The organism is Xanthomonas campestris pv. phormiicola (assembly GCA_025666215.1).
In the GTDB taxonomy this organism is placed as follows: domain Bacteria; phylum Pseudomonadota; class Gammaproteobacteria; order Xanthomonadales; family Xanthomonadaceae; genus Xanthomonas_A; species Xanthomonas_A campestris_A.
The window spans coordinates 3,548,899-3,568,776 of the sequence record CP102593.1 but is presented as its reverse complement, the minus strand read 5'-3'; the positions used below and the strand labels follow the sequence as shown (position 1 = coordinate 3,568,776).

General features: G+C 70.7%; 20 protein-coding genes. 2 read left to right on the top strand and 18 right to left on the bottom strand.

Annotated features, from left to right (window positions below):
* Positions 1-184: 184 nt before the first annotated feature.
* On the bottom strand, positions 185-2,755 hold the full coding sequence (gene mprF / locus NRY95_14775) for a bifunctional lysylphosphatidylglycerol flippase/synthetase MprF (protein ID UYC14988.1): 2,571 nt from the start codon (positions 2,753-2,755) through the stop codon (positions 185-187).
* Positions 2,756-3,105: 350 nt separating this feature from the next.
* Between mprF and NRY95_14770 the strand changes: the two genes are divergently transcribed.
* Both NRY95_14770 and NRY95_14765 read left to right on the top strand, forming a co-directional pair.
* Positions 3,106-3,792 carry a DUF998 domain-containing protein gene (locus NRY95_14770; protein UYC14987.1) on the top strand — a complete coding sequence of 229 codons (687 nt, stop codon included), beginning with the start codon at positions 3,106-3,108 and terminating at the stop codon, positions 3,790-3,792.
* A complete protein-coding gene (locus NRY95_14765) occupies positions 3,789-4,133 on the top strand; it encodes a RidA family protein (protein ID UYC14986.1) in 345 nt (114 codons plus the stop codon). The genes NRY95_14770 and NRY95_14765 overlap by 4 nt, the downstream gene beginning before the upstream one ends.
* Before the next feature lie 156 nt (positions 4,134-4,289).
* Here NRY95_14765 and NRY95_14760 read toward each other — a convergent pair whose 3' ends face one another.
* The 17 genes from NRY95_14760 to NRY95_14680 all read right to left on the bottom strand — a co-directional run bounded on the left by NRY95_14760 (position 4,290) and on the right by NRY95_14680 (position 19,654).
* The gene (locus NRY95_14760; protein ID UYC14985.1) at positions 4,290-5,366 is read right to left on the bottom strand and encodes a cyclopropane-fatty-acyl-phospholipid synthase family protein; all 1,077 of its coding nucleotides are present in this window, start codon (positions 5,364-5,366) and stop codon (positions 4,290-4,292) included.
* 23 nt (positions 5,367-5,389) lie between these two features.
* Positions 5,390-6,172, bottom strand: coding sequence for a DUF1295 domain-containing protein (locus NRY95_14755; GenBank protein ID UYC14984.1), 783 nt, complete (start codon positions 6,170-6,172; stop codon positions 5,390-5,392).
* Positions 6,169-6,720, bottom strand: a complete 552-nt coding sequence (locus NRY95_14750) for a DUF2878 domain-containing protein (GenBank protein UYC14983.1) — start codon at positions 6,718-6,720, stop codon at positions 6,169-6,171. Before NRY95_14750 ends, NRY95_14755 begins: the two co-directional genes overlap by 4 nt.
* The gene (locus tag NRY95_14745; GenBank protein UYC14982.1) at positions 6,717-8,048 is read right to left on the bottom strand and encodes a cyclopropane-fatty-acyl-phospholipid synthase family protein; all 1,332 of its coding nucleotides are present in this window, start codon (positions 8,046-8,048) and stop codon (positions 6,717-6,719) included. Before NRY95_14745 ends, NRY95_14750 begins: the two co-directional genes overlap by 4 nt.
* Complete coding sequence (locus tag NRY95_14740; protein ID UYC14981.1) at positions 8,045-8,908, bottom strand: DUF1365 domain-containing protein; 864 nt, start codon at positions 8,906-8,908, stop codon at positions 8,045-8,047. Before NRY95_14740 ends, NRY95_14745 begins: the two co-directional genes overlap by 4 nt.
* The gene (locus NRY95_14735; protein ID UYC14980.1) at positions 8,905-10,167 is read right to left on the bottom strand and encodes an FAD-dependent oxidoreductase; all 1,263 of its coding nucleotides are present in this window, start codon (positions 10,165-10,167) and stop codon (positions 8,905-8,907) included. Before NRY95_14735 ends, NRY95_14740 begins: the two co-directional genes overlap by 4 nt.
* The gene (locus tag NRY95_14730; protein ID UYC18596.1) at positions 10,164-11,069 is read right to left on the bottom strand and encodes an acyl-CoA desaturase; all 906 of its coding nucleotides are present in this window, start codon (positions 11,067-11,069) and stop codon (positions 10,164-10,166) included. The genes NRY95_14735 and NRY95_14730 overlap by 4 nt, the downstream gene beginning before the upstream one ends.
* Positions 11,070-11,806: 737 nt before the next feature.
* Positions 11,807-12,589: an anti-sigma factor gene (locus NRY95_14725; protein ID UYC14979.1), complete on the bottom strand. Its 783-nt coding sequence runs from the start codon at positions 12,587-12,589 to the stop codon at positions 11,807-11,809.
* Complete coding sequence (locus NRY95_14720) at positions 12,586-13,143, bottom strand: sigma-70 family RNA polymerase sigma factor (protein UYC14978.1); 558 nt, start codon at positions 13,141-13,143, stop codon at positions 12,586-12,588. The genes NRY95_14725 and NRY95_14720 overlap by 4 nt, the downstream gene beginning before the upstream one ends.
* A gap of 58 nt (positions 13,144-13,201) precedes the next feature.
* The gene (locus tag NRY95_14715; protein UYC14977.1) at positions 13,202-13,573 is read right to left on the bottom strand and encodes a DUF4345 domain-containing protein; all 372 of its coding nucleotides are present in this window, start codon (positions 13,571-13,573) and stop codon (positions 13,202-13,204) included.
* 88 nt (positions 13,574-13,661) lie between these two features.
* A complete protein-coding gene (locus NRY95_14710; GenBank protein UYC14976.1) occupies positions 13,662-14,450 on the bottom strand; it encodes a hypothetical protein in 789 nt (262 codons plus the stop codon).
* 293 nt (positions 14,451-14,743) lie between these two features.
* Entirely contained in the window at positions 14,744-15,160 is a 417-nt protein-coding gene (rnfB, locus tag NRY95_14705) for an Rnf electron transport complex subunit RnfB (GenBank protein UYC14975.1), read from the bottom strand.
* Between the two features lie 37 nt (positions 15,161-15,197).
* A complete protein-coding gene (locus tag NRY95_14700) occupies positions 15,198-15,788 on the bottom strand; it encodes an HAD-IB family hydrolase (protein ID UYC14974.1) in 591 nt (196 codons plus the stop codon).
* Between the two features lie 104 nt (positions 15,789-15,892).
* The gene (gene metG / locus NRY95_14695) at positions 15,893-17,965 is read right to left on the bottom strand and encodes a methionine--tRNA ligase (GenBank protein ID UYC14973.1); all 2,073 of its coding nucleotides are present in this window, start codon (positions 17,963-17,965) and stop codon (positions 15,893-15,895) included.
* 226 nt (positions 17,966-18,191) lie between these two features.
* Positions 18,192-18,644: a DUF2147 domain-containing protein gene (locus NRY95_14690; GenBank protein UYC14972.1), complete on the bottom strand. Its 453-nt coding sequence runs from the start codon at positions 18,642-18,644 to the stop codon at positions 18,192-18,194.
* Positions 18,645-18,896: 252 nt separating this feature from the next.
* Positions 18,897-19,292 carry a VOC family protein gene (locus NRY95_14685; GenBank protein UYC14971.1) on the bottom strand — a complete coding sequence of 132 codons (396 nt, stop codon included), beginning with the start codon at positions 19,290-19,292 and terminating at the stop codon, positions 18,897-18,899.
* The gene (locus tag NRY95_14680) at positions 19,289-19,654 is read right to left on the bottom strand and encodes a VOC family protein (GenBank protein ID UYC14970.1); all 366 of its coding nucleotides are present in this window, start codon (positions 19,652-19,654) and stop codon (positions 19,289-19,291) included. Before NRY95_14680 ends, NRY95_14685 begins: the two co-directional genes overlap by 4 nt.
* Between the last annotated feature and the right edge of the window lie 224 nt (positions 19,655-19,878).

The window sequence follows — 19,878 nt, the reverse complement described above, 5'->3', positions numbered from 1 at the left end:
GATTCGCAAGAGCGGCATGCGTGGGAGGGGCTTCAGCCCCGACGCCGTGCCGCTGAAGCGTCGGGGCTGAAGCCCCTCCCACAAACCCACCGTTGCCGCAGAGACCTCTTCCCAGGTCCCCGAATCCCTGTTTCCGCAGCCGAATGGCTACCAATCCCAAATCCCCACTCCCCAATCCCGGCCGTCAATCGGGCTTACGCGGATCCAGCGAAATCAGCCGCGTCACGTCCAGCAGCGCCGCCGGCAGGTGCATGCCGCCGGGCGCGGCCAGGTAGCGGGTGCGCCAGGCCGGCGCGAACTTGGACTTGAAGCGGCGCAGGCCGGTGAAGCCGTAGAAGCGCTCGCCGTGGCGCACGATCAGGTTGCCGAAGCGGTTCCAGCGTCCGGCCAGGCGGTGCTGGGCCAGCCCCGACAGCGGCGCCATGCCCAGCGAGAAACGCTTGTAGCCCTGTTCGCGGCCCCACAGGAACAATTCGATGAACAGGAAATCCATGGTGCCCTTCGGCGCATCGGCGATGTGCCGCATCAGGTCCACCGACAGCTCGTGTCCGGCCGGCGCCTGCCACAGGTTGGCGAAGGCCACGACCTTGCCCTCGGCCTCGACCACCGCGATCGGGAAACGGCGCAGATAGGCCGGGTCGAAGCTGCCCAGCGAGAAGCCCTTCTCTTCGCCGGCCTTTTCCTCCAGCCATTGCTGCGAGACGTCGGCCAGCACCGGCATCAGCGCGTCGATCTCCTCCAGCGGCACGATGCGGAAGCTCAGTCCGCTGCGCTTGCCGCGGTTCCAGGCCTGGCGCAGGTCGGCGCGGTCGCGGCCTTCCAGGTGGAAGTCCTCCAGCGACACCATCGCTTCCTCGCCCAGCTTGACCAGGGTCAGGCCCAGGTCGAGATAGGTCTGCCAGTGCTGCTCGCCGACCTGGTAGAACACCGGGCGCAGGCCCAGCCGGTCGGCTTCTTCGCGGAACCGCCAGATCAGCGCGCGCGCCACCTCCGGCGCTCCCACCGGATCGCCCATCGCCACCAGCGAGCCGCCGTAGCGCTGCATCATCACGAAGCCCTGGCCGTCCTCGGCGTGCAGCAGCGCCTTGTCGCCGGTCAGCACCAGGCAGGCCTGGGTGTCGGTGGCCGCGGCCAGCACCGGCGCCAGCGCGTCCAGCTGCGCGTGGTCGGCCGCCGGCAGCGGCGAGCGCGTGCTGTGCAGCAGCCGCGCCAGCCCGAACACCACCACCGCCACGCTGACCAGCAGCACCGCGCGCAGCGCGCGCGGGGCATTGGCCGAGGTGGCGAACTGCCACCACAGTTCGTTCTGGTATTCGACGTGGCTGTAGACGAAGAACAGCAGCCACACCGTGGCGATCAGCACCAGGCCCAGGTTGCGGATCCATGGCCACGACCAGGCCTCGTCGAGCAGCGCGCCCTGGCGGTAGAACTCGCGCCGTGCGCCCCACAGCCCGGCCGCCACCACCAGCGAGGACAGCGCCACCGAGGCGTGGCCGCCGCGCAGCCAGGCCGGCAGTGGCAGCAGCACGCAGATGCCGATCGCCAGCACCCAGGCCGCATGGCTGCGCCGCTGCAGGCCCTGGCCGATCAGCAGCAGCACCACGCCGCCGAGGCTGGCCAGCAGGTGCGAGGTCTCCACGATCGACAGCGGCGCCATGCCCAGGCGCCGCTTCGGCGTCGGCAGGGTGCCGTCGATGACCAGCGCCGCGCCGACCGCGAACACCGCCATGGCGATGATCTGCGGCAGCCACGGGCGCAGCGTGCCCCAGGCCACGCGCACCCCGCCGGCGCTGGCCGCCAGCGGCCGGCGCAGGCCCGAGACCGCGGCCATCAGCACCGACAGCAGCAGCGGCACCACGTAGTAGGTGATGCGGTAGATCAGCGCCGCGGCCAGCACCGCGGCCGGGGCCACGCCGGGCAGCAGCTTGAGCAGGCTCCATTCGAACACGCCCAGGCCGGCCGGCACGGTGGACATCAGGCCGGCCACCACCGCGACCAGGTACAGGCCGACGAAGCCGACGAACTCGATCCCCGATTCGTTCGGCAGCAGCACGTAGAACGCGGCGCTGGCCAGGCCCAGTTCGACCACGCTCAGTGCGGTCACGCCGAGCGCGGTGCGCCGGTCCGGCAGCCACAGTTCGTGGGTGCGCCAGCGCAGGGTGCGGCCTTCGCGTCCGGCCAGCACCAGCATCAGGCCGAAGCCGGCCAGCAGCGCGATGCCGAACGCGCGCACCGCCGAAGCGCCGAGCGGCAGCGCCAGCGCCGCCGAGGCCGGTTCCAGGGTCAGGGCAAGCGCCAGCAGCAGCCAGGCGCCGAACACGAAGCCGAGCGTGCTCATCAGCACCACCTGGCCGATCTCGGCCAGGCTCAGCCCGACCCGGCCGTAGCCGCGCAGGCGCACCGCGCCGCCGGTGAGCGCGGCGAAGCCCAGGGTCTGCCCGACCGCGTGCGCCAGGAACGCGGTGACGCCGATCCGCATCGGATGCAGCTTGCGCCCGCTGCGGTGCAGGCCGACCGCGTCGAAGCCGATCAGGCAGGCGTAGCTGCTCAGCCCCAGCAGCAGGGTCAGCGCGATCTGGCCGACGCTGAGCTGGTTGAAGGCATGGCGGATCGCGGCGTAGCCGTGGGTGCTGAACTCGGTGGCCAGCGCGCGCAGCGCCAGCGCCAGGATCGCCAGGCTGAACACCACCGGCAGCGCACGGCGCCAGCCAGCGGCGGAGGGGGACGGGGAAACGGGAGGCGCGGCGTCGGTCATTGCAGGGGAGCGTAAGCGAAGGAGAGGGGGAACAGCGCACGGACGCCGGCGGCGTCGCGCGGGCGCGCAGCGTTGTTGGGACGGGCCGCGCCTGGGCGGGGACGGGGCCGCGTCATCACGCGCTCACTTATCGACATGCGGTCACTCGTTTTTCGTCCTTGCCGCGCACGTGCGCAAGCACGGCGTGGCCTATCCCGGCAGCGTTGACAGGCCCTGGGGCTGTACCGGCGGCGCCGGCGACGCGCATCATAGTGGAATCGCACGTCGGCACCGCGTCGTTGGGTGCCGATGGCGCCGGCGCGGACAGCAACCGCGCAGCGCATCGATCGACCCGAACCGGAGCTACGCCCATGCCGCCGCTCATGGCCCCCGTCTCCGCGCCGCCGCGCTGGCCGCGCGTCGCCGGCGCCCTCGCCACGCTGCTGTGCCTGCTGTTCCTCGGCGTGGCGCTGGCGCTGCAGCTGCTGCGCGCGGACCTGCACTGGCAGCAGGCGACGCTGAGCCTGTACCTGCACGGTCCGGGCGGGCTGTTGCTGCGGATTGTCTACGTGTTGCTGGCGGCGGGCATCGTCGCGCTGGCCGCCGGCCTGTATGCGCAGGCCCCGCCGCCGGCACGCAGCGCCGCGCCGCTGCTGCTGTTCGCGGTCGCCGGGCTGGGCCTGTGCGCGGTGGCGATCGGCGACAGCTACCTGCCGCAGCGCGCGCCGCTGCTGGCGCCGTTGCTGCATGCGCTGGCGGCGCAGACCGCGTTCCTGTGTGCGACCAGTGCGATGCTGCTGCAGAGCGCCTGGCTGCGCCGGCAGGCGCCGTGGCAGGGCCATGCCGGCACGGTGGTGGCCCTGGCGGTGGCGGCGTTCGTGGCGCTGTGGGTGCATGTGCTGTGGCGCGCGCCGCCGCGCGGGCTGACCCAGAAGCTGGCGATCGTGCTGATCCTGGCCTGGCTGCTGCTGGTCGCCTACCGGCTGTGGCGGCCTGCAGGCCTGGCGCAATCGCGCGACAATGCCCCGGTTTCCCCTCTTCAGGACACCGCCCCATGATCCAGCGATTCGATACCGGCCCGCGCATGTCGGAAATGACCGTGCACAACGGCGTGGCCTACCTGGCCGGGCAGATCGCCGACGACGCCAGCGCCGACATCGCCGGCCAGACCCGCCAGGTCCTGGCGGCGATCGACGAACTGCTGGCGCGCGCCGCCAGCGACAAGAGCAAGGTGCTGCGCGCGGAGATCTACATGACCGACCTGGCCGAGTTCGCCGAGATGAACAAGGTCTGGGAAACCTGGGTCTGCCCGGGCAGCACCCCGGCGCGCGCCACCGTGCAGGCCAAGCTGGCCAATCCGGACTGGAAGATCGAGATCGTGATCACCGCAGCCGTGTGAGTGGAAAGCCGGGATTGGGGATTTGGGATTCGGGATTCGATCCCCACTTCCGGCTGACTGCACCATGCGATCGCTGCAAGCGCCGATCCGCATCACGTCGCCCTTCAGAGCACGCGGCCTCGCCTTTGCCAATCCCCAATCCCCAATCCCGGCACTTCAGCGCCTGACGAACCGGTAATGCGCCACGCCCCACTGCTGGCCCTGTTCGTAGCCGAACAGTTCCGCGCAGGCCATCCAGAACATGCGCCAGCGCTGCCACCAGATCTTCGCATCGCGGCCGTAGGTGGCCTGCAGCACCGGCATCAGGTCGGCGCGGTGCCGGTCCTGGTTGCGCAGCCAGGCGTTGGCGGTCTTCTCGTAGTGCTGGCCGGACAGCAGCCAGCGCCGTTCCAGCGCCAGCTCGTCCTGGAACTGCAGCAGGGTGTCGGCGGCCGGCATCAGCCCGCCGGTGAAGAAGTGCCGGCCCATCCAGTTGTCCTCGCCCTGCACCTCGAACGGGTAGGCCAGGTCGCGGTGGCAGAAGATGTGCACGAACAGTCGGCCGCCCGGCACCAGCCATTGGCCGATCCGCGCCAGCAGTTCGCGGTAGTTGCGCATGTGCTCGAACATCTCGACCGACACCACGCGGTCGAAGCTCGCATGCGGCAGGGCCAGGGTGTTGGCATCGTGGGTGATGACCTCGACGTTGCGCAGCCCGCGCACGCGGCACTGCGCCTCGATGTGCTCGCGCTGCGGCCGCGAGTTGGACACCGCGGTGATGCGCGCGCCGGGATAGTGCTCGGCCATCCACAGGGTCAGCGAACCCCAGCCGCAGCCGAGTTCGAGGATGCGCTGGCGGTCGCGCAGCTGCGCGCGTTCGGCGTACAGGTGCAGCATGCGTTCCTCGGCCGCGTCCAGGTCGGCGGTGCCGGCGTCCCAGTAGCAACTGCTGTATTTCAGGCGCTTGCCCAGGCACAGCTCGAAGAAGCGTGGCGGCAGTTCGTAGTGCTGGCGGTTGGCGGCCTCGGTCTCGATCGCGATGGCGCTGCCGCGCAAGGCCTCGACGAAGGTGCGCTGGCGTTCCCAGGCCGCGTCGGCGCCGCCGCTGCGCTCATCGCGCAGGCGCTGCGTGCACAGCTTGCGCATCGCGGCACGCAGCAGCGCATCGGGCAGCAGGCCGGATTCGGCCACGCGGGTGGCCAGCGGTTCGGCCGGCAGCGCGGGCGCAGGCGAAGGGGCGAGGGTGCTGGACATCGGGCAATCTCCTGGAAGCGGGGTCATTGCCGTGGCGGCAACGGAAAGAAGGCGCTGGTGCTGCGCTGGTAGTCGGCGTAGTCCTGGCCGCGCGAGCGCAGCGCCTGTTGTTCGGTATAGGGAATGCCGGTGACGCGGTACAGGAACGCGAACATCAGCAAAGGCCCCAGCGCGGCGATGCCGACCCACAGCGCGCCGCCGCCCACCGCCAGGAACACGTAGGCGAACCAGTGCACGAACTCGAAGAAGTAGTTCGGGTGCCGCGAATAGCGCCACAGGCCGCGGCGGCAGGTCTTGCCCTGGTTGGCGGGGTCGGCGCGGAACGCGGCCAGCTGGCGGTCGGCCAGGCTTTCCCCGCCCACCGCCAGCAGCCAGGTCGCCAGCGCCAGCGTGGTCCACACGCTCCATTGCGGCAGCGGATTGTGCGCGGCGATCGACAGCGGCACCGCGAACAGCACCACCACCAGCGCCTGGCCGAGGAAGAACAGCAGGAAGCGACGCTGGTCGCCGTGCCAGTGTTCGCGCAGCGCGCGATAGCGGCCGTCCTCGTGCGCATCGCCGAACACGCGCACGCCCAGGTGCCAGGCCAGGCGCGCGCCCCACAGGCCGCCCATCGCCGCGGTCAGCACGCGCGGCAGCGCGGCGCCGTCGGCGCGCCAGGCGCAGTACAGCGCGGCCAGCGCCATGCACGCGGCCCACAGCACATCGACCACGCCGGCGTTGCGGCTGCGCCGTTGCCAGGCCCAGCCGGCGAGCATCGCCAGCGCGGTGAACACGCCCACCTGCAGCAGCGGCCAGGCGTTCATGGCGCGGCGCCGGCGATGCGTGGTGCGGGCTGCACGGTCGCGGACAGACGCCGCGTCGCCAGGCTCAGCACGGTCAGCGCCGCGGCCCAGGCCAGCGCCAGCGCGAATGCCGCGTGCAGCAGCGGCGCGCTCAGCGTCACCGCCTGCCAGCCGCGCGCGGCCAGCACATAGCCCAACGGGCCGAACACCGCGCCGAACAGCGCCGCGCGCCACGGGCGTCGCATGACCCAGGCCAGCGAATGGTTGAAGGTCAGCGCGAAGCCGGCCCACAGCGCCAGGATCCACAGCGGCGCCCACGGCGCCGGCGGCAGCGCCGCGGCGTAGCGCACCCAACCGCCCGCGGCCAGCGCGGTATCGACGATGCTGCCGAGCAGCAGCGCCAGCGCCATCAGTGCCGCATCGCCGCGCGCGCGGCGGCGCGGCTGCAACTGGTACAGCGCGAACAGCGCCAACGCCGCCGGACCGGCCCAGGCCAGCCCGTGCCCGGCGCCCATCACGGCCGCCAGCCACAGCAACTGCAGCGCGACGTAGTTGGCCAGGTTGCTCATGCGTCGTGCGCCAATGCCGGCGCGAACTGCGCCGGGCGCGCGCCGGGCTTGCTCAGCCACAGGTGCACGTCGCCGATCGAGCGCTCCAGGAAGCCGCCTTCGCAATAGGCCAGGTAGAACTCCCACATGCGGATGAAACGCTCGTCGTAGCCCAGCGCGCGCACCTGCGGCAGTTTGGCCATGAAGCGCTGGCGCCAGGCGCGCAGGGTCAGCGCGTAGCTGGGGCCGATGTCTTCCAGGTTGAACAGGCGCAGGTCGCTGGCCCGCGCGATCGCGCCGGTCATCGCCGCCACCGAGGGAATGAAGCTGCCGGGGAAGATGTGGCGCTTGATGAAGTCCACCGATTTCAGCGCCTGCGCGTAGCGGTGGTCCTCGATGGTGATGGCCTGGATCAGCGCCTGGCCATCGTCCTTGAGCAGGCTGCCGACCTTGCCGAAATAGGTGTCCAGGTACTGGTGGCCGATCGCCTCGATCATCTCGATCGAGACCAGCCGGTCGTAGCGGCCGTCGAGGTCGCGGTAGTCGCGCAACAGCACCTCGACCCGATCGGACACGCCGGCCGCGTCCACGCGCTGGCGCGCCAGTTCGTACTGCTCGCGCGAGATCGTGGTGGTGGTGACGCGGCAGCCGTGATGTCTGGCCGCATGCAGCGCGAAACCGCCCCAGCCGGTGCCGATCTCGACCACATGGTGGTGCGGCTGCAGGTCGAGCTTGGCGCAGATGCGCTGCAGCTTGCGCTCGGCGGCGCGTTCCAGCGCGGCGTCGCCGAGCGCGGCGTCGTCATCGCGGAAGATCGCCGAGGAATACATCAGGTTGCGGTCCAGGAACAGTTCGAACAGCGGATTGCCCAGGTCGTAGTGCGCGGCGATGTTGCGGCGGCTACCGGCGCGGGTGTTGCGCGCCAGCGCGTGCAGGCCGCGCATCGCCATGCCGCCGAGACGGGCCAGGCCGGTCTCCAGCGCGTCCAGGCGCTCGCGGTTGCGCACCAGCAGGCGCACCAGCGCGACCAGATCGTCGCATTCCCACAGTCCGTCCATGTACGCCTCGCCGACGCCGACGCTGCCGTTCAGCGCGGCCTGGCGGTAGAAGCGCGGATCGCGGATGCGCAGGTGCGCGTGCAGTGCGTCGTCCGCATGCGTGGCGCTGCCCGATGCGGCGTTCCCCACGGTGGTGATCGCGCCGGCTTCCTCGATGCGCAGTTGGCCATCGCGCAAGCCGTCGAGCGTGGCCAGCAGGCGCCGCCGCAGCAGCCGGTCGAGGCCGCGCAGCGGCGCTGCGGCCGGGGTCAGCGCGACGGAAGCGGAGGAGGGCGCGTGCGGAGCGTTCATCGGCGTTCTCGCGGAAGGGAATGGTCGGGGTGGTCGTGCACCGGATTGCCGCGCAGCCACAGGCGCAACGCCTGCCAGTGGATCTTGGCCACCACCTGCAGGGTCATCGCCGGATAGCGCAGCAGCGCGCGCGCCAGGCTGGCGCCGGAGAGTTCGCGCCGCTGCAGCACCAGCGTGGCGTCGAAGCGCCTGGCCGCCGGCTGCGGATCCAGCACGTCCATGTGCACGCGCAACTGCGCGCCGGGCTCGCTGCAGCGCCATGCGTATGCGTGCGCCATCGCCATGAACGGGGAGACGTGGAAGCGCTTGTCGAAACGCCAGGCATGCACGCTGCCGCGACTGCGCGCGGCGGCCACCGGCAGCACGTAGGCATGGCGCTGCTTCCACGGCGTGTTGGTGATCTCGGCGACGATGCTGTGCAGGCGCTGCTGCGCGTCGTGGCAGTAGTAGAACGTGACCGGATTGAAGCAGTGGCCGAAGTAGCGCAGGTGGGTCAGCATGCGCACCGCGCCGAGCGGACGTTCGCCGCAGTGCTGCTGCACGCGGTCGCGCACGGCTTCGTCCAGCGCTTGCGCCGGATCGCCCAGGTAGTCGCTGCGGCGGAATTCGACCAGGTTGCGGCGGCCGACCGACCACAGCCAGCGCCGCGCGAACACGTGGTCGAGTTCGGCGAGATCCAGGTACATCAGGAACAACGGATAGCGGAACGCCAGCGCTTTCGGCGCGTAGCGGCGATGCCGGACCCAGCCGCTGTAGAGCGCGCTGTGCAGTCCTGGCCTGGTCGTGCCCGCCGCCGCCGGCGTTGTCGAGACGGCGCCAGCCGGCGGGGCGGACACGGTAGCGCTGCGCAGCAGGTTCATGGCCAGGGTACCCCGAGCCCGGCGGCGACGTCGACCGCGCTGCGCAGGCCATCCTCGTGGAAGCCGAAACCCCAGCCGGCGCCGGCGAACCAGGTGCCGCGCTGGCCCTGGATCTCGCCCTTGCGCGCCTGCGCGGCCACCGCGGCGTGCGTCTGCAGCGGATGCCGGTAGCGCATGCGCCGCAGCACCTTGGCCGGATCGATGTCATCGCTGCGATTGAGGCTGACGATGAACGGCCGCGGCGAGGCGATCGACTGCAGCGCGTTCATCCAGTAGCTGACCGTGCACGGCGCGTCCGGATCGGCCGGCACGTGCGCGTTCCAGGCGGCCCAGGCGCGGCGATTGCGCGGCAGCACGCGCGCATCGGTGTGCAGCACGGTGTCGTTGTCCTGGTAGGCGATCGCGCCGAGGATCTCGCGCTCGGCGGCGCTGGCGTCGTTGAGCAGGCGCAGGGCGTCGTCGGCGTGGCAGGCCAGCACCACGTGGTCGTAGTGCTGCGCATCGGCGTCGCTGTCGCCTTCGGTCAGCACCGACACGCCCTGCGACAGCCGCTGCACCGAGCGCACCGGCGTGCCGATGCGTTCGCGCACTCGCCAGCGGCTGCGCAGCGCGTGCACATAGCTGTTGGAGCCGCCCGCGACCACCTGCCACTGCGGCCGGCCGCTGAGTTGCAGCATATGGTGATTGGCCATGAAGCCGATCAGCTGGCGCATCGGAAATTGCAGGATCCGCTGCGACGGCGAGGACCACAGCGCCGACGCCATCGGCACCAGGTGCGCGTCGCGGAACACGTCCGAATAGCCGTGTCGCTGCAGGAATTCGCCCAGCGTTAGCTGCGCCTGCGCGGCATCGGCCAGTACCTGCGGCGCCTGCCGGTAGAAGCGGCGCAGATCGCCCAGCATGCGCCAGAAACGCGGGCTGGCCAGGTTGCCGGGCTGGCAGAACAGCCCGCCGAGACTGCCTGCGTTGTATTCCAGGCCGCTACGCGCTTCGTGTACCGAAAAGCTCATCGTGGTCGGTTGTGCGGCCACGCCGAGCTGCGCGAACAGTTTGCTCAGCAGCGGATAGTGCTGCGGGTTGAACACGATGAAGCCGCTGTCCACCGCGAACTGCGCGCCGTCCAGTTCGATCGCATGGGTATGGGTGTGCCCGCCAAGGTAATTGGCGGCCTCGTACAGGGTGACTTCGTGCCGTTGCGACAGCAGCCATGCCGAGCCCAGCCCGGCGATGCCCGAGCCCACCACCGCGATACGGCTCATCGTGCGCGCACCTGCGCCCGTACCAGTCCCGCCGGCACCGGCCGCAACTGCCGGATCAGGCCGGTCCACGACAGCGCCTTGAGGCCATACCAGGTCAGGTCGATCTCCCACCAGCGGAAGCCTTGCCGCGCTGCGCCCGGAAAGAAATGATGGTTGTTGTGCCAGCCTTCGCCGAAGGTCAGCAGCGCCAGCCAGGGGTTGTTGCGGCTGTCGTCGCGGGTGTCGAAACGGCGGCTGCCGAAGCGGTGCGCCAGCGAGTTGATGGTGAAGGTGGCATGGAACAGCACCACGGTGGAGACGAAGAACCCCCACACCAGCAGCTGCGGCCCGTCGGTGCCGAGCTGCGGATGGTGGCGTTGCAACCAGCCGCCGAGCAGGAACAGGGCCAGCGCCAGCAGCACCGGCAGCAGCAGGTCGAAGCGGTCGAGGAAGCGCAGTTCCGGGAAGCGGCGCAGGTCCGGGATCGCTTCCCAGTCGGTACGGAAGCCGCGCGGGGTCAGGAACCAGCCGCTGTGGCTCCACCAGAAACCGTGTTGCCGCGGCGAATGCGGGTCGGCCGGGGTGTCGGTGTGGCGATGGTGGTTGCGGTGGTGCGCGGCCCACCACAGCGGCCCGCGCTGCACGCAGGTGGCGCCGAGCGCGGCGAACAGGAACTGCACCAGCCGCGAGGTCTTGAACGCGCGGTGGGCGAAGTAGCGGTGGTAGAAGCCGGTGAGCGCGAACATGCGCACCGCGTACATCGCCACGGCCATGCCCACCGCGAACCACGAGGCGCCGACCCAGAACACGCCCAGGCAGGCCAGGTGCAGGCCGAAGTAGGGCGCAGCGCGCAACCAGTCGATGCGGTCGGCGCGGGCCTCGTCCAGTTCGATGTCTGCGCTGGTGTCGAACCAGCGCCGCAGCGTGCGCGCCACGCGGCCGCTGCGCGGCGCGGCCGCATCGGCAGGCGCGGTGGTCGGTACACGGGGATGGTCCGGAACGGGGCTCGGCACAAGCGCATCTCGTGGGGATTCGGGTAGCGATACGGACAAAGCCGGAAGACGGATGCACTCGCGTCGCGGCGTCCCTGCGCGGCGCTGCAGGCGCGGGATCCGCGGCCATGGCGGCGCATGCGGTCGCCGCTCGAAGCGGCGTCCACGCAGGTCGGAATCGTCGGAGGATCAGGCTGCCCGGCGCATGCGCGACGGCTGCGGCGATGCTGCCTGCGCGCGAGTGGTGGCCGGGTGAATGTGCGGGTTCGCGGTGCTTTTGATGATCACGCGCAGCGCGAGAGCCGAGCGTGTCACCGACGCACGGCGCTCAAGCCCCTCTCCCACCGGGAGAGGGGGTGGGGGGTGGGGTGAGGGGGCGCCGGCACGGCCAGGCTGGCGCACCTGGATCTGCGAGGCTTCGCGCGTCCCCTCATCCGTCCCTCCGGGGCACCTTCCCCGCAGGGAGAGGGGAGGTGCGCAGTCTGCGTTGCATTGTCTACGAGCCGCAGTAGCCCCTCTCCCACCGGGAGAGGGGGTGGGGTGAGGGTGCGCCGGCACGGCCAGGCTGGCGCACCTGGATCTGCGAGGCTTCGCCCGTCCCCTCATCCGCCCCCTCGGGGCACCTTCTCGCGCAGGGAGAAGGTGCAGTTGGCACCGCGGCGGTCTGCCTACGGCGCCAGGCGCAGCGTGCTGATGCCGCCCTTTGCCACGATCGGACCGGTGGCGACGCCGCCGGGCGCGCCGCCGTGCGGTTCCATCGTCACCGCCAGCAAGGCGCCGTCGCTGAGCAATGGCATCAGCGCGTCGGGAATGCGCGCCGCACGTGCCTGCGCGTCGTCGAACACGCCCATCGAACGGGCCTTGCCGTCGGCCGGGATCAGCCATAGCTCCGGCACGCGCGCGGCGTCGTGGCTGCCGGCCAGCGGGGTCAGGGTGATGCGCTTCTTGTCGGCGTCCATCAGCACCACATAGCCGGGCTTGCCGTCGGCCTGCATCAGCGTCGAGGTCATCGCGATGCCGGTGTCGGCGGGCGCTGTGGCGACCGGCGGGGAAGGCGTTTGCGGCGGTAGCGGCTGACGCGCCACCATCAGCGTAAGCATGCACGCCGCGGCGGTGGCGAAGCCGCCGGCGCTCAGCCAACGCCAGGTGCGCACGCTTTCCCAGAAGCCGGGCGATGCCGCCGGCGCGCGCGGCGCCGGCGCATCCAGGCCGAGCGATGCGCGGATGCGCACCCACACGCGCTCGGGCACCGCGACCGGCGCGATCTCGTCGGCCAGCGGCATCAGATGCTGCTGCCATTGCGTCACCGCCGCGGCGAATTCGGCGTCGGCGTCGATGCGTTGTTCGGCGGCGCGGCGTTCGGGCGCGTCGAGCACGCCGAGCACGTATTCGCCGGCCAGCACATCGCGCGGCGGCGGGGTTTCCTGCGGATCGGGCACGGATGCGTTCATCGTTCCAGGCATGCCTTCAGCTTGGCCAGGCCGCGCCGGATCCAGCTCTTGACCGTGCCCAGCGGCGTTCCGCTGCGCGTGGCCAGTTCCTCGTAGGTGATGCCTTCGAAGAACGCGGTGCGGATCAGGTCGCCGCGCGGCGGTTCCAGTTCGCCCATGCACACGTCCAGGCGCCGCCCGGCGACGCGCCACTCGGTCTCGGCCAGCGGGTCGCGGCCGTCGTCGTGCAGTTCGCCGGCGTCGTCCAGCCCCACCGATTGCCGCGCCGGCGCGCGCGCGCGCAGGTAGTCGATGGCCTTGTTGCGCGCGATCATGGTCAGCCAGGTCAGGCCGCGCGCGCGCTGCGGATCGAACTGCGCGGCCTTGCGCCAGACCGAGGTGAACACCTCCTGCAGCACGTCTTCGGCTTCGCCGCGCTGCGGCACGATGCGCAGGCACACGCCGAACAGGCGCGGGGAGGTGGTGCGGTACAGGCGTTCGAACGCGGCGCTGTCGCCGGCCGCGGTGGCGACCAGCAATTGGCCTGCTTCGTCGTGATCGGGCGTCTCGGTCATGCCGGGGTGCGGTGGCGAAGGTCGCGGCGATGCTACAGGCTTTCGGCGCGCGCGTCGCTCAACGACGCTGTCCGCGCCACAGCGCGAGCGCGGCGAGCAGTAGCCCGATTTCGAACGCGGCCAGGCCGGTGGTGGTCGGCCCGACCGGCCACAGCCGCAGCAGGCTGGCGCTGCGGTAGAGCACGATCGGCACGTAGAAGGCCAGCGCCAGCAGCAGCCCGGTACGGATCTGGCCGCTGCGGGCGAAATAGCCGAACAGGAACGCCATGCCCAATTGCAGGCCGCCGTAGATGACCAGGTATTCGGACTGCCCGGAGCGGTCCAGGCCGACGTAGCCGACCGCCGCGGCGGTCTGCGCCGGCAGCAGCGTGCACCACAGCGCCAGGACCGCGTACAGCGCGGCGTTGAACCACAGATAGGCCTTGGCCATGGATATTCCTTGTCGGGAGGTGTGGGAGACCGCTGCATAGGTGTAGCGGCCGCGACGCGGACGGATGTGAAGATGCTGCCGGTGCGATTCAGCGCGCAGCGCATTGCGCGGCCAGGGGTTGCTGCAGCGCCTGGTTCCAGGCCGCGTCGTCGGCCTGATCGCGCAGGCGCTCGGGAAATTCGATGCGCACCTGCGCGTAGCGGCCGCGCGCATCGCGGACATTGCCGATGCCGCGGAACTCGAGCAGGCGGCGGTCGTTGCGCGTGTACGCGACCGCGATATTCGGCAGCACGCCGCCATACCAGGCGTCGACCTCCAGTGTGTAGCGCTGCACGCCGGCGTCGGCCGCGGCAGGCTTGATCTGGAACTGCAGCGTGCGCAAGGCACTGGGCAGCACGAAGGCGACGCGCTGCGGCGTGCCCTGGCTCAATGCGTCCCAGCGCAGGCGCAGGAAGGCATCGAACCCGGCATCGATCACCTGCGGCGCGGCCGACGCCGGCAACGGCGCGCTGCGCTCCGCCTGGCCGTCGCGCTGGCTGAACATCACCCGGCCGCTGCCACTGCGCCGCACGCCTTCGCGATAGCCGCTGCGCGCATCGACCAGTTCGAAATCCGGGGCGATGCTGCCGTCGGCGATGCGCTTGCGCGCGAACGGCGTGCCGTCGGCGCAGCGGTACAGCACCAGCCGTGCACCGTCGTCGCGCACCCAATGGCTCTCGCGGTACAGCAGTTGCTGGCCGTTCGGCGCATAGGCCAGGCCGTCGTAGTGCAGCATCGCCCGCGCCGGAGCGGCGACGCCGAGCACGGCCAGGCACACAGTGGCGGCCAGCGGCAGGCGCGCGCGGGCGAGGGGGGACGTGGCGATCGGCATGGGCATGCGTGGCGCTTCCGCGAGACGGTGACAGCTGGCAATACGCAGCGGGCGCCGATCCGGATGCGCTGACGGCCGGGCCGATGCCGGACGCCAGGGCGCATCATCCATTCCGGGCAGGCCGCGTCAGGTCGCGCGGCGCGGAGCCGGCGGCTGTCCTGGCGAGCCCGACTCCAAAGCGCGCTTCCGCGCCCGCGTGATGCTGCGGCATCTCGCGGGCGCGGACGGTGTTCATCCCTTTCCGCTTGCTTGCGCCATGCACGCGCAAGCGTGGCGCGATTTGCGCGGGGCGCTGGCGCCTAGGCCGGGCGCAGCGCGATGCAGTCCACCGGGCAGGCCGGCACGCACAGCTCGCAGCCGGTGCACAGCGGCGCCAGCACCGTGTGCATGTGCTTGGCGCCGCCGACGATGGCGTCCACCGGGCAGGCCTGGATGCATTTGGTGCAGCCGATGCAGTCGGCTTCGATCACGAACGCCACCTGCGGCGGCTTGTGCGCGCCGCGGCGGCGGTCGTAGGGCAGCGGCACGGTGCCCAGCACGCGCGCCAGCGCGCGCGCGCCGGCATCGCCGCCGGGCGGGCAGCGGTCCACCTGCGCCGCGCCGCGCGCCATCGCCTCGGCGTACGGGCGGCAGCCATCGAAGCCGCACTGGCCGCATTGGGTCTGCGGCAGCAGGCGATCGAGGCGTTCGAGCAAGGCGTCGTGGGCGGGCTTCATGGCGGGTTCGTCGCGTCGGCTGCGGCGCGCTGCAGGGTCAGGCGATGCGGCGGCCGCCGTACCAGCGCTCGTGCGCCAGCGCCAGCATCGGCCGGTCTTCGCGGCTGTCGCCGTAGGCGTAGACGCGCGGATGGGCGGCCACATCGTAGCGTGCGCGGATCAGGCGCGCCTTGTGCGGCCCGCAATCGCCGTCGGCGTAGCGGCCGGTCAGCTGGCCGTCGCGCGTTTCCAGGCGGTTGCAGATCAGCGCCAGCCCATGCTGCGCGCACCACGGTTGCAGGTACAGGTCGAGCGACGCGGAGACCAGCACCACGCGGTCGCCCTGCGCCTGGTGCCAGGCGATGCGCTGCATCATCTCCGGGCGCAGCAGCGTCGGCAGGACCTCGTGCGCATACGCCTGGGCGTGCGCGGCGATTTCCGCCGCGTCCCGGCCGGCGAACACGATCCGGGTGACCCGCCTGCGGATCGCCTGCGCCGAGACCAGGCCCAGCCGATAGCCGGCCAACCACGGCCCCACCGACCACTTCGCCCGCGCCAATTGCTGCGGCGTGGCGACGCGGCGCAGGAACCGCGAATAGGTATCGGTGGTGGTGACGGTGTGGTCGAAGTCGAAAAGGGCTAAGTGCATGGGAATGGGGAATGGAGAAACGGGAATGGTGGAAGCCGATCTATCGGCACGGACGAGGCTTTGCCTTTTCCCATTCCCGACTCCCGATTCTCCATTCCCGGCTTTCAACGCACCGGCATCCCCGGCTGCGCGCCGCTGTCGGCGTCGAGCAGCGCCAGCGCGCCGCCGTCGAAGCCGGCCGACAGGATCATGCCTTCGCTGAGGCCGAAGCGCATCTTGCGCGGGGCCAGGTTGGCGATGAACACCACGCTGCGGCCGACCAGTTTTTCCGGCTCGGCGTAGCTGCCGCGGATGCCGGAGAAGATCTGCCGCTTGCCCAGTTCGCCGGCGTCCAGTTCGAAGCGCAGCAGCTTGTCCGAGCCCTCGACGCATTCGCAGACCAGCACCTTGCCGATGCGCAGGTCGAGCTTGGCGAAATCGTCGATGCCGATGAGGCCGGGATTGGGGAGTGGGGATTCGGGATTGGTGGCAACCGCCTTCGCTTCGGTCTTGGCTGGCGTTGGCTTGGTCGCTGCGGGCGCGGGGGCGAGGGTGTCCTTGGAGGCTTCGGTCATGGCGTCGATCAGTTTGGGGTCGATTCGGGTGAACAGCGCAGCGTAGGGCTGGATGACGTGCGCCAGCAGCGGCGCGTCCAGGTCGTCCCAGGCGGTGAGCGGCGCGGACAGGAAGGCTTCGGCCTCGGCGCTGGTGCGCGGCAACACCGGCTTCAGCGCGCCGGCCAGCACGCGGAACAGGTTCAGGCCCTGCGTGCACACCGCCTGCAACGGCGCGTCGGCGCCGTCCTGCTTGGCGATCACCCACGGCTTGTGTTCGTCGATGTACTTGTTGGCCTCGTCGGCCAGGGTCATGGTCTGGCGGATCGCGCTGGCCGCGTCGTTGCGCTCATAGGCCTCGCGGATCGGCGCCAGGGCGGCGACGAAGCGCGCGTACTGCGCCGGATCCGGCAGCGCGTCGGCCAGCCGGCCGCCGAAGCGCTTGTCGATGAAGCCGGCGCAGCGGCTGGCCAGGTTGACGAACTTGCCGACCAGGTCGGCATTGACCCGCGCCACGAAGTCGCCCAGGTTCAGGTCCAGATCGTCCACGCCGCCGGAGGACTTGGCGGCGAAGTAGTAGCGCAGCGCTTCCGGCTCCAGGCCCACGTCCAGGTAGGTGCGCGCCATCACGAAGGTGCCGCGCGACTTGGACATCTTGGCGCCGTCCACCATCAGGTAGCCGTTGACGTGCAGCCGGGTCGGCGCGCGGTGGCCGGTGCCGTGCAGCACCGCCGGCCAGAACAGGCCGTGGAAGTTGACGATGTCCTTGCCGATGAAATGGTGCAGTTCGGTGGCGGTGCCGGCGGCCAGGTGCGGTTCGAACGCTTCGCCCAGGCTCGCGCACAGGGTCTGGAAGCTGCTCAGGTAGCCGATCGGCGCGTCCAGCCACACGTAGAAGTACTTGCCCGGCTGGCCGGGGATCTCGAAGCCGAAATACGGCGCGTCGCGCGAGATGTCCCAGGCACGCAGCCCGCCCTCGCTGTCCAGCCACTCCATCAGCTTGGCCTTGACCCCGGGCAGGGCCACGTCGCCGGCCAGCCAGTCGCGCAGGAAGCGGTCGAAGCGGCCGACCTCGAAGAAGAAGTGCTCCGAATCGCGCAGTTCCGGGGTGGCGCCGGAGATCACCGACTTCGGCTCCTTCAGCTCGGTCGGCGCATAGGTGGCGCCGCAGACCTCGCAGTTGTCGCCGTACTGGTCGGCGCTGCCGCAGTTGGGGCAGATGCCCTTGATGTAGCGGTCGGGCAGGAACATGCCCTTGGCGGGATCGTAGAACTGCGCCACCGAGCGCCGCGCGATGTGGCCGCCGGCCTCGAGCCTGGCGTAGAACGCCTCGGTCAGCGCGCGGTTGGCGGCCGAGTTGGTCGAGTCGTAGTGGTCGAAGGCCACCCCGAACGCGGCGAAGTCGCGCTCGTGGCTGGCCTGGATATTGGCGATGAAGTTCTCCGGGCTGACCCCGGCCTTCTCGGCGGCGAGCATGATCGGCGTGCCGTGGGTGTCGTCGGCGCAGACGAACCAGGTGCGGTCGCCGCGCAGCCGCCGTGCGCGCACCCAGATGTCGGCCTGGATGTAACCGACCAGATGGCCCAGGTGCAGCGGGCCATTGGCGTAGGGCAGGGCGGTGGTGACGAGAGCGGTGCGGGTCATGGGGAACGGCGATCCTGGGGGATCGCGATTATCGCATTAGTCGTGGAGCCGGGACTGGGGACTGGGGACTGGGGACTCGGAAGCAGAAAAGGCGCCTTGCGGCGCCTTTTCTGACTTTGGAACTGGATCGGAACCAAGCAGTATGGCCAGCGCCTGCTTTAGTCCGCTGTTTCGAGTCCCGAGTCCCCAGTCCCCAGTCCCGAGTCCCGAGTCCCGAGTCCCGCCCTCACTCCCTGATCCAGGTCTGCGTCCGTCCCAGCGCCTCGATGCCGATGTAGCCGCGCATCTGCAGCTTCTTGCCGCCGTCGGTGAGGGTGATCTTGGCCTTGTAGGTCTTGCCCTTGGCCGGGTCCAGCACCGAGCCGCCGCTCCATACCGCGGTGCCGTCCGGCTTCAGCCCCCACAGGATGGTCATGCCCTTGATCGGCTTGCCTTTCTGCGCGCCGTCGCACTTGTCGCACATCGGGTTCGGGCCGTGGTTGGACTGCAGGATCTCGACGACCTTGCCGCTCAGCGTGCCGTTGCCGGCCTGCTCGATCTGCACGATGGACTTGGGCTTGCCGGTTTCGTCGTCGATGGTCTGCCAGCGGCCGACCGGCGAGGTGTCGGCGGCCTGCGCGACGAACGCGGCCACGCTCAGCGGCAGGGCCAGCAGCAGGGTCTTGAAGGTGGTGCGCATGTGTCCCCTCCCAGGGTGTGTGCGAAGCGGCCGGCGCGATGCCGGCCTGGAGCCGACTGTATACCCAAGCGTATGGTGCTGGGAATCGACGGACGTGGGCGGTTCAGCGAGTCGCCGGCGCGCTTCAGGATCCGGCAGCGGATGCCGGGCTGCTGCTTGGCCCCGGCGCGCCTGTGTGTGCCTGGGGAGTGGGCAACGCGAACGCAGCGCGATAGCAGTCCGCAGCCGAAATCGACGTGGGCTTTGCGCCGCTCACGCGGTCTCGTACAGCTCCAGCGGCAGGTCGTCCGGGTCGGCGAAGAAGGTGAAGCGGCGCCCGGTGTATTCGTCGATGCGGATCGGCTCGGTCACCACGCCGTGCCCTTGCAGGTGGGCGACGGCGGCGTCCAAGTCGGCCACGCGCAGCGCCAGGTGGCGCAGGCCGTAGGCTTCCGGACGGCTGGGCCGCGGCGGTGGTGCGGGGAAGGAGAACAGTTCGATCTGGGTGCCGTCGGGCAGGGCCAGGTCCAGCTTCCAGGAGTCGCGCGCGTCGCGGTAGACCTCGGCGAGCACGCGCAGGCCGAGGATGCGGCAGTAGAAATCCTTCGACCGCGGGTAGTCGGCGGCGATGATCGCCACGTGGTGCAGGCCGCGCAGGGTCAGGCTCATCGGCACAGCGCCTGGCCGAACTGCAGCAGGTGGCCGTCCGCATCGTGGATCGCGAACTCGCGCATGCCGTAGGCGAAGTCCTCGAGCGGATAGGCGATGCGCGCGCGCGGCTGCAGCCGCTGCCACCAGGCGTCGACGTCGTCGGTGCGGAAGTACAGCGAGCCGGGAAAACCGGCTACGGCAGCCTCGGTGGTGGCCTGCTGCGCGGCCAGCATCAGCGCCAGCGACCCATGTCGCAGCGAGGCCCAGCCGGCGTCTGCGCCGCCGCTGTCGAGACGGAACTGCAGCGTGTCGGTGTAGAACGCCAGCGCCGCGGCAAGGTCGGCGCTGCGCAGCATCGGCGTCAACGCAGTGAACGTCATGCGCTGCTCCGGCAAGGAAGGAAGAGGGTCGGCCATGCGCCGAGCATAGCGCAGCGTCAGGTGCGAGTCTGTGCGCCGCGTGGCGCGGGATATGCGTTCGCATACGGCGGCGGTGCGGTCTGCTGCGTGTGCGCAAATGGCGGTGCGCACGACCGCCCGCATTCCGCGCAGCGGCCACCGCCTGCCACAATGGCGGCATCACGTTTCGCCGGCGAGGACGCGAG

Coding starts and splice junctions, on each gene's coding strand:
- mprF (UYC14988.1), bottom strand. CDS start 2,755: ATGACCGACGCCGCGCCTCCCGTTTCCCCGTCCCCCTCCGCCGCTGGC.
- NRY95_14770 (UYC14987.1), top strand. CDS start 3,106: ATGCCGCCGCTCATGGCCCCCGTCTCCGCGCCGCCGCGCTGGCCGCGC.
- NRY95_14765 (UYC14986.1), top strand. CDS start 3,789: ATGATCCAGCGATTCGATACCGGCCCGCGCATGTCGGAAATGACCGTG.
- NRY95_14760 (UYC14985.1), bottom strand. CDS start 5,366: ATGTCCAGCACCCTCGCCCCTTCGCCTGCGCCCGCGCTGCCGGCCGAA.
- NRY95_14755 (UYC14984.1), bottom strand. CDS start 6,172: ATGAACGCCTGGCCGCTGCTGCAGGTGGGCGTGTTCACCGCGCTGGCG.
- NRY95_14750 (UYC14983.1), bottom strand. CDS start 6,720: ATGAGCAACCTGGCCAACTACGTCGCGCTGCAGTTGCTGTGGCTGGCG.
- NRY95_14745 (UYC14982.1), bottom strand. CDS start 8,048: ATGAACGCTCCGCACGCGCCCTCCTCCGCTTCCGTCGCGCTGACCCCG.
- NRY95_14740 (UYC14981.1), bottom strand. CDS start 8,908: ATGAACCTGCTGCGCAGCGCTACCGTGTCCGCCCCGCCGGCTGGCGCC.
- NRY95_14735 (UYC14980.1), bottom strand. CDS start 10,167: ATGAGCCGTATCGCGGTGGTGGGCTCGGGCATCGCCGGGCTGGGCTCG.
- NRY95_14725 (UYC14979.1), bottom strand. CDS start 12,589: ATGAACGCATCCGTGCCCGATCCGCAGGAAACCCCGCCGCCGCGCGAT.
- NRY95_14720 (UYC14978.1), bottom strand. CDS start 13,143: ATGACCGAGACGCCCGATCACGACGAAGCAGGCCAATTGCTGGTCGCC.
- NRY95_14715 (UYC14977.1), bottom strand. CDS start 13,573: ATGGCCAAGGCCTATCTGTGGTTCAACGCCGCGCTGTACGCGGTCCTG.
- NRY95_14710 (UYC14976.1), bottom strand. CDS start 14,450: ATGCCCATGCCGATCGCCACGTCCCCCCTCGCCCGCGCGCGCCTGCCG.
- rnfB (UYC14975.1), bottom strand. CDS start 15,160: ATGAAGCCCGCCCACGACGCCTTGCTCGAACGCCTCGATCGCCTGCTG.
- NRY95_14700 (UYC14974.1), bottom strand. CDS start 15,788: ATGCACTTAGCCCTTTTCGACTTCGACCACACCGTCACCACCACCGAT.
- metG (UYC14973.1), bottom strand. CDS start 17,965: ATGACCCGCACCGCTCTCGTCACCACCGCCCTGCCCTACGCCAATGGC.
- NRY95_14690 (UYC14972.1), bottom strand. CDS start 18,644: ATGCGCACCACCTTCAAGACCCTGCTGCTGGCCCTGCCGCTGAGCGTG.
- NRY95_14685 (UYC14971.1), bottom strand. CDS start 19,292: ATGAGCCTGACCCTGCGCGGCCTGCACCACGTGGCGATCATCGCCGCC.
- NRY95_14680 (UYC14970.1), bottom strand. CDS start 19,654: ATGACGTTCACTGCGTTGACGCCGATGCTGCGCAGCGCCGACCTTGCC.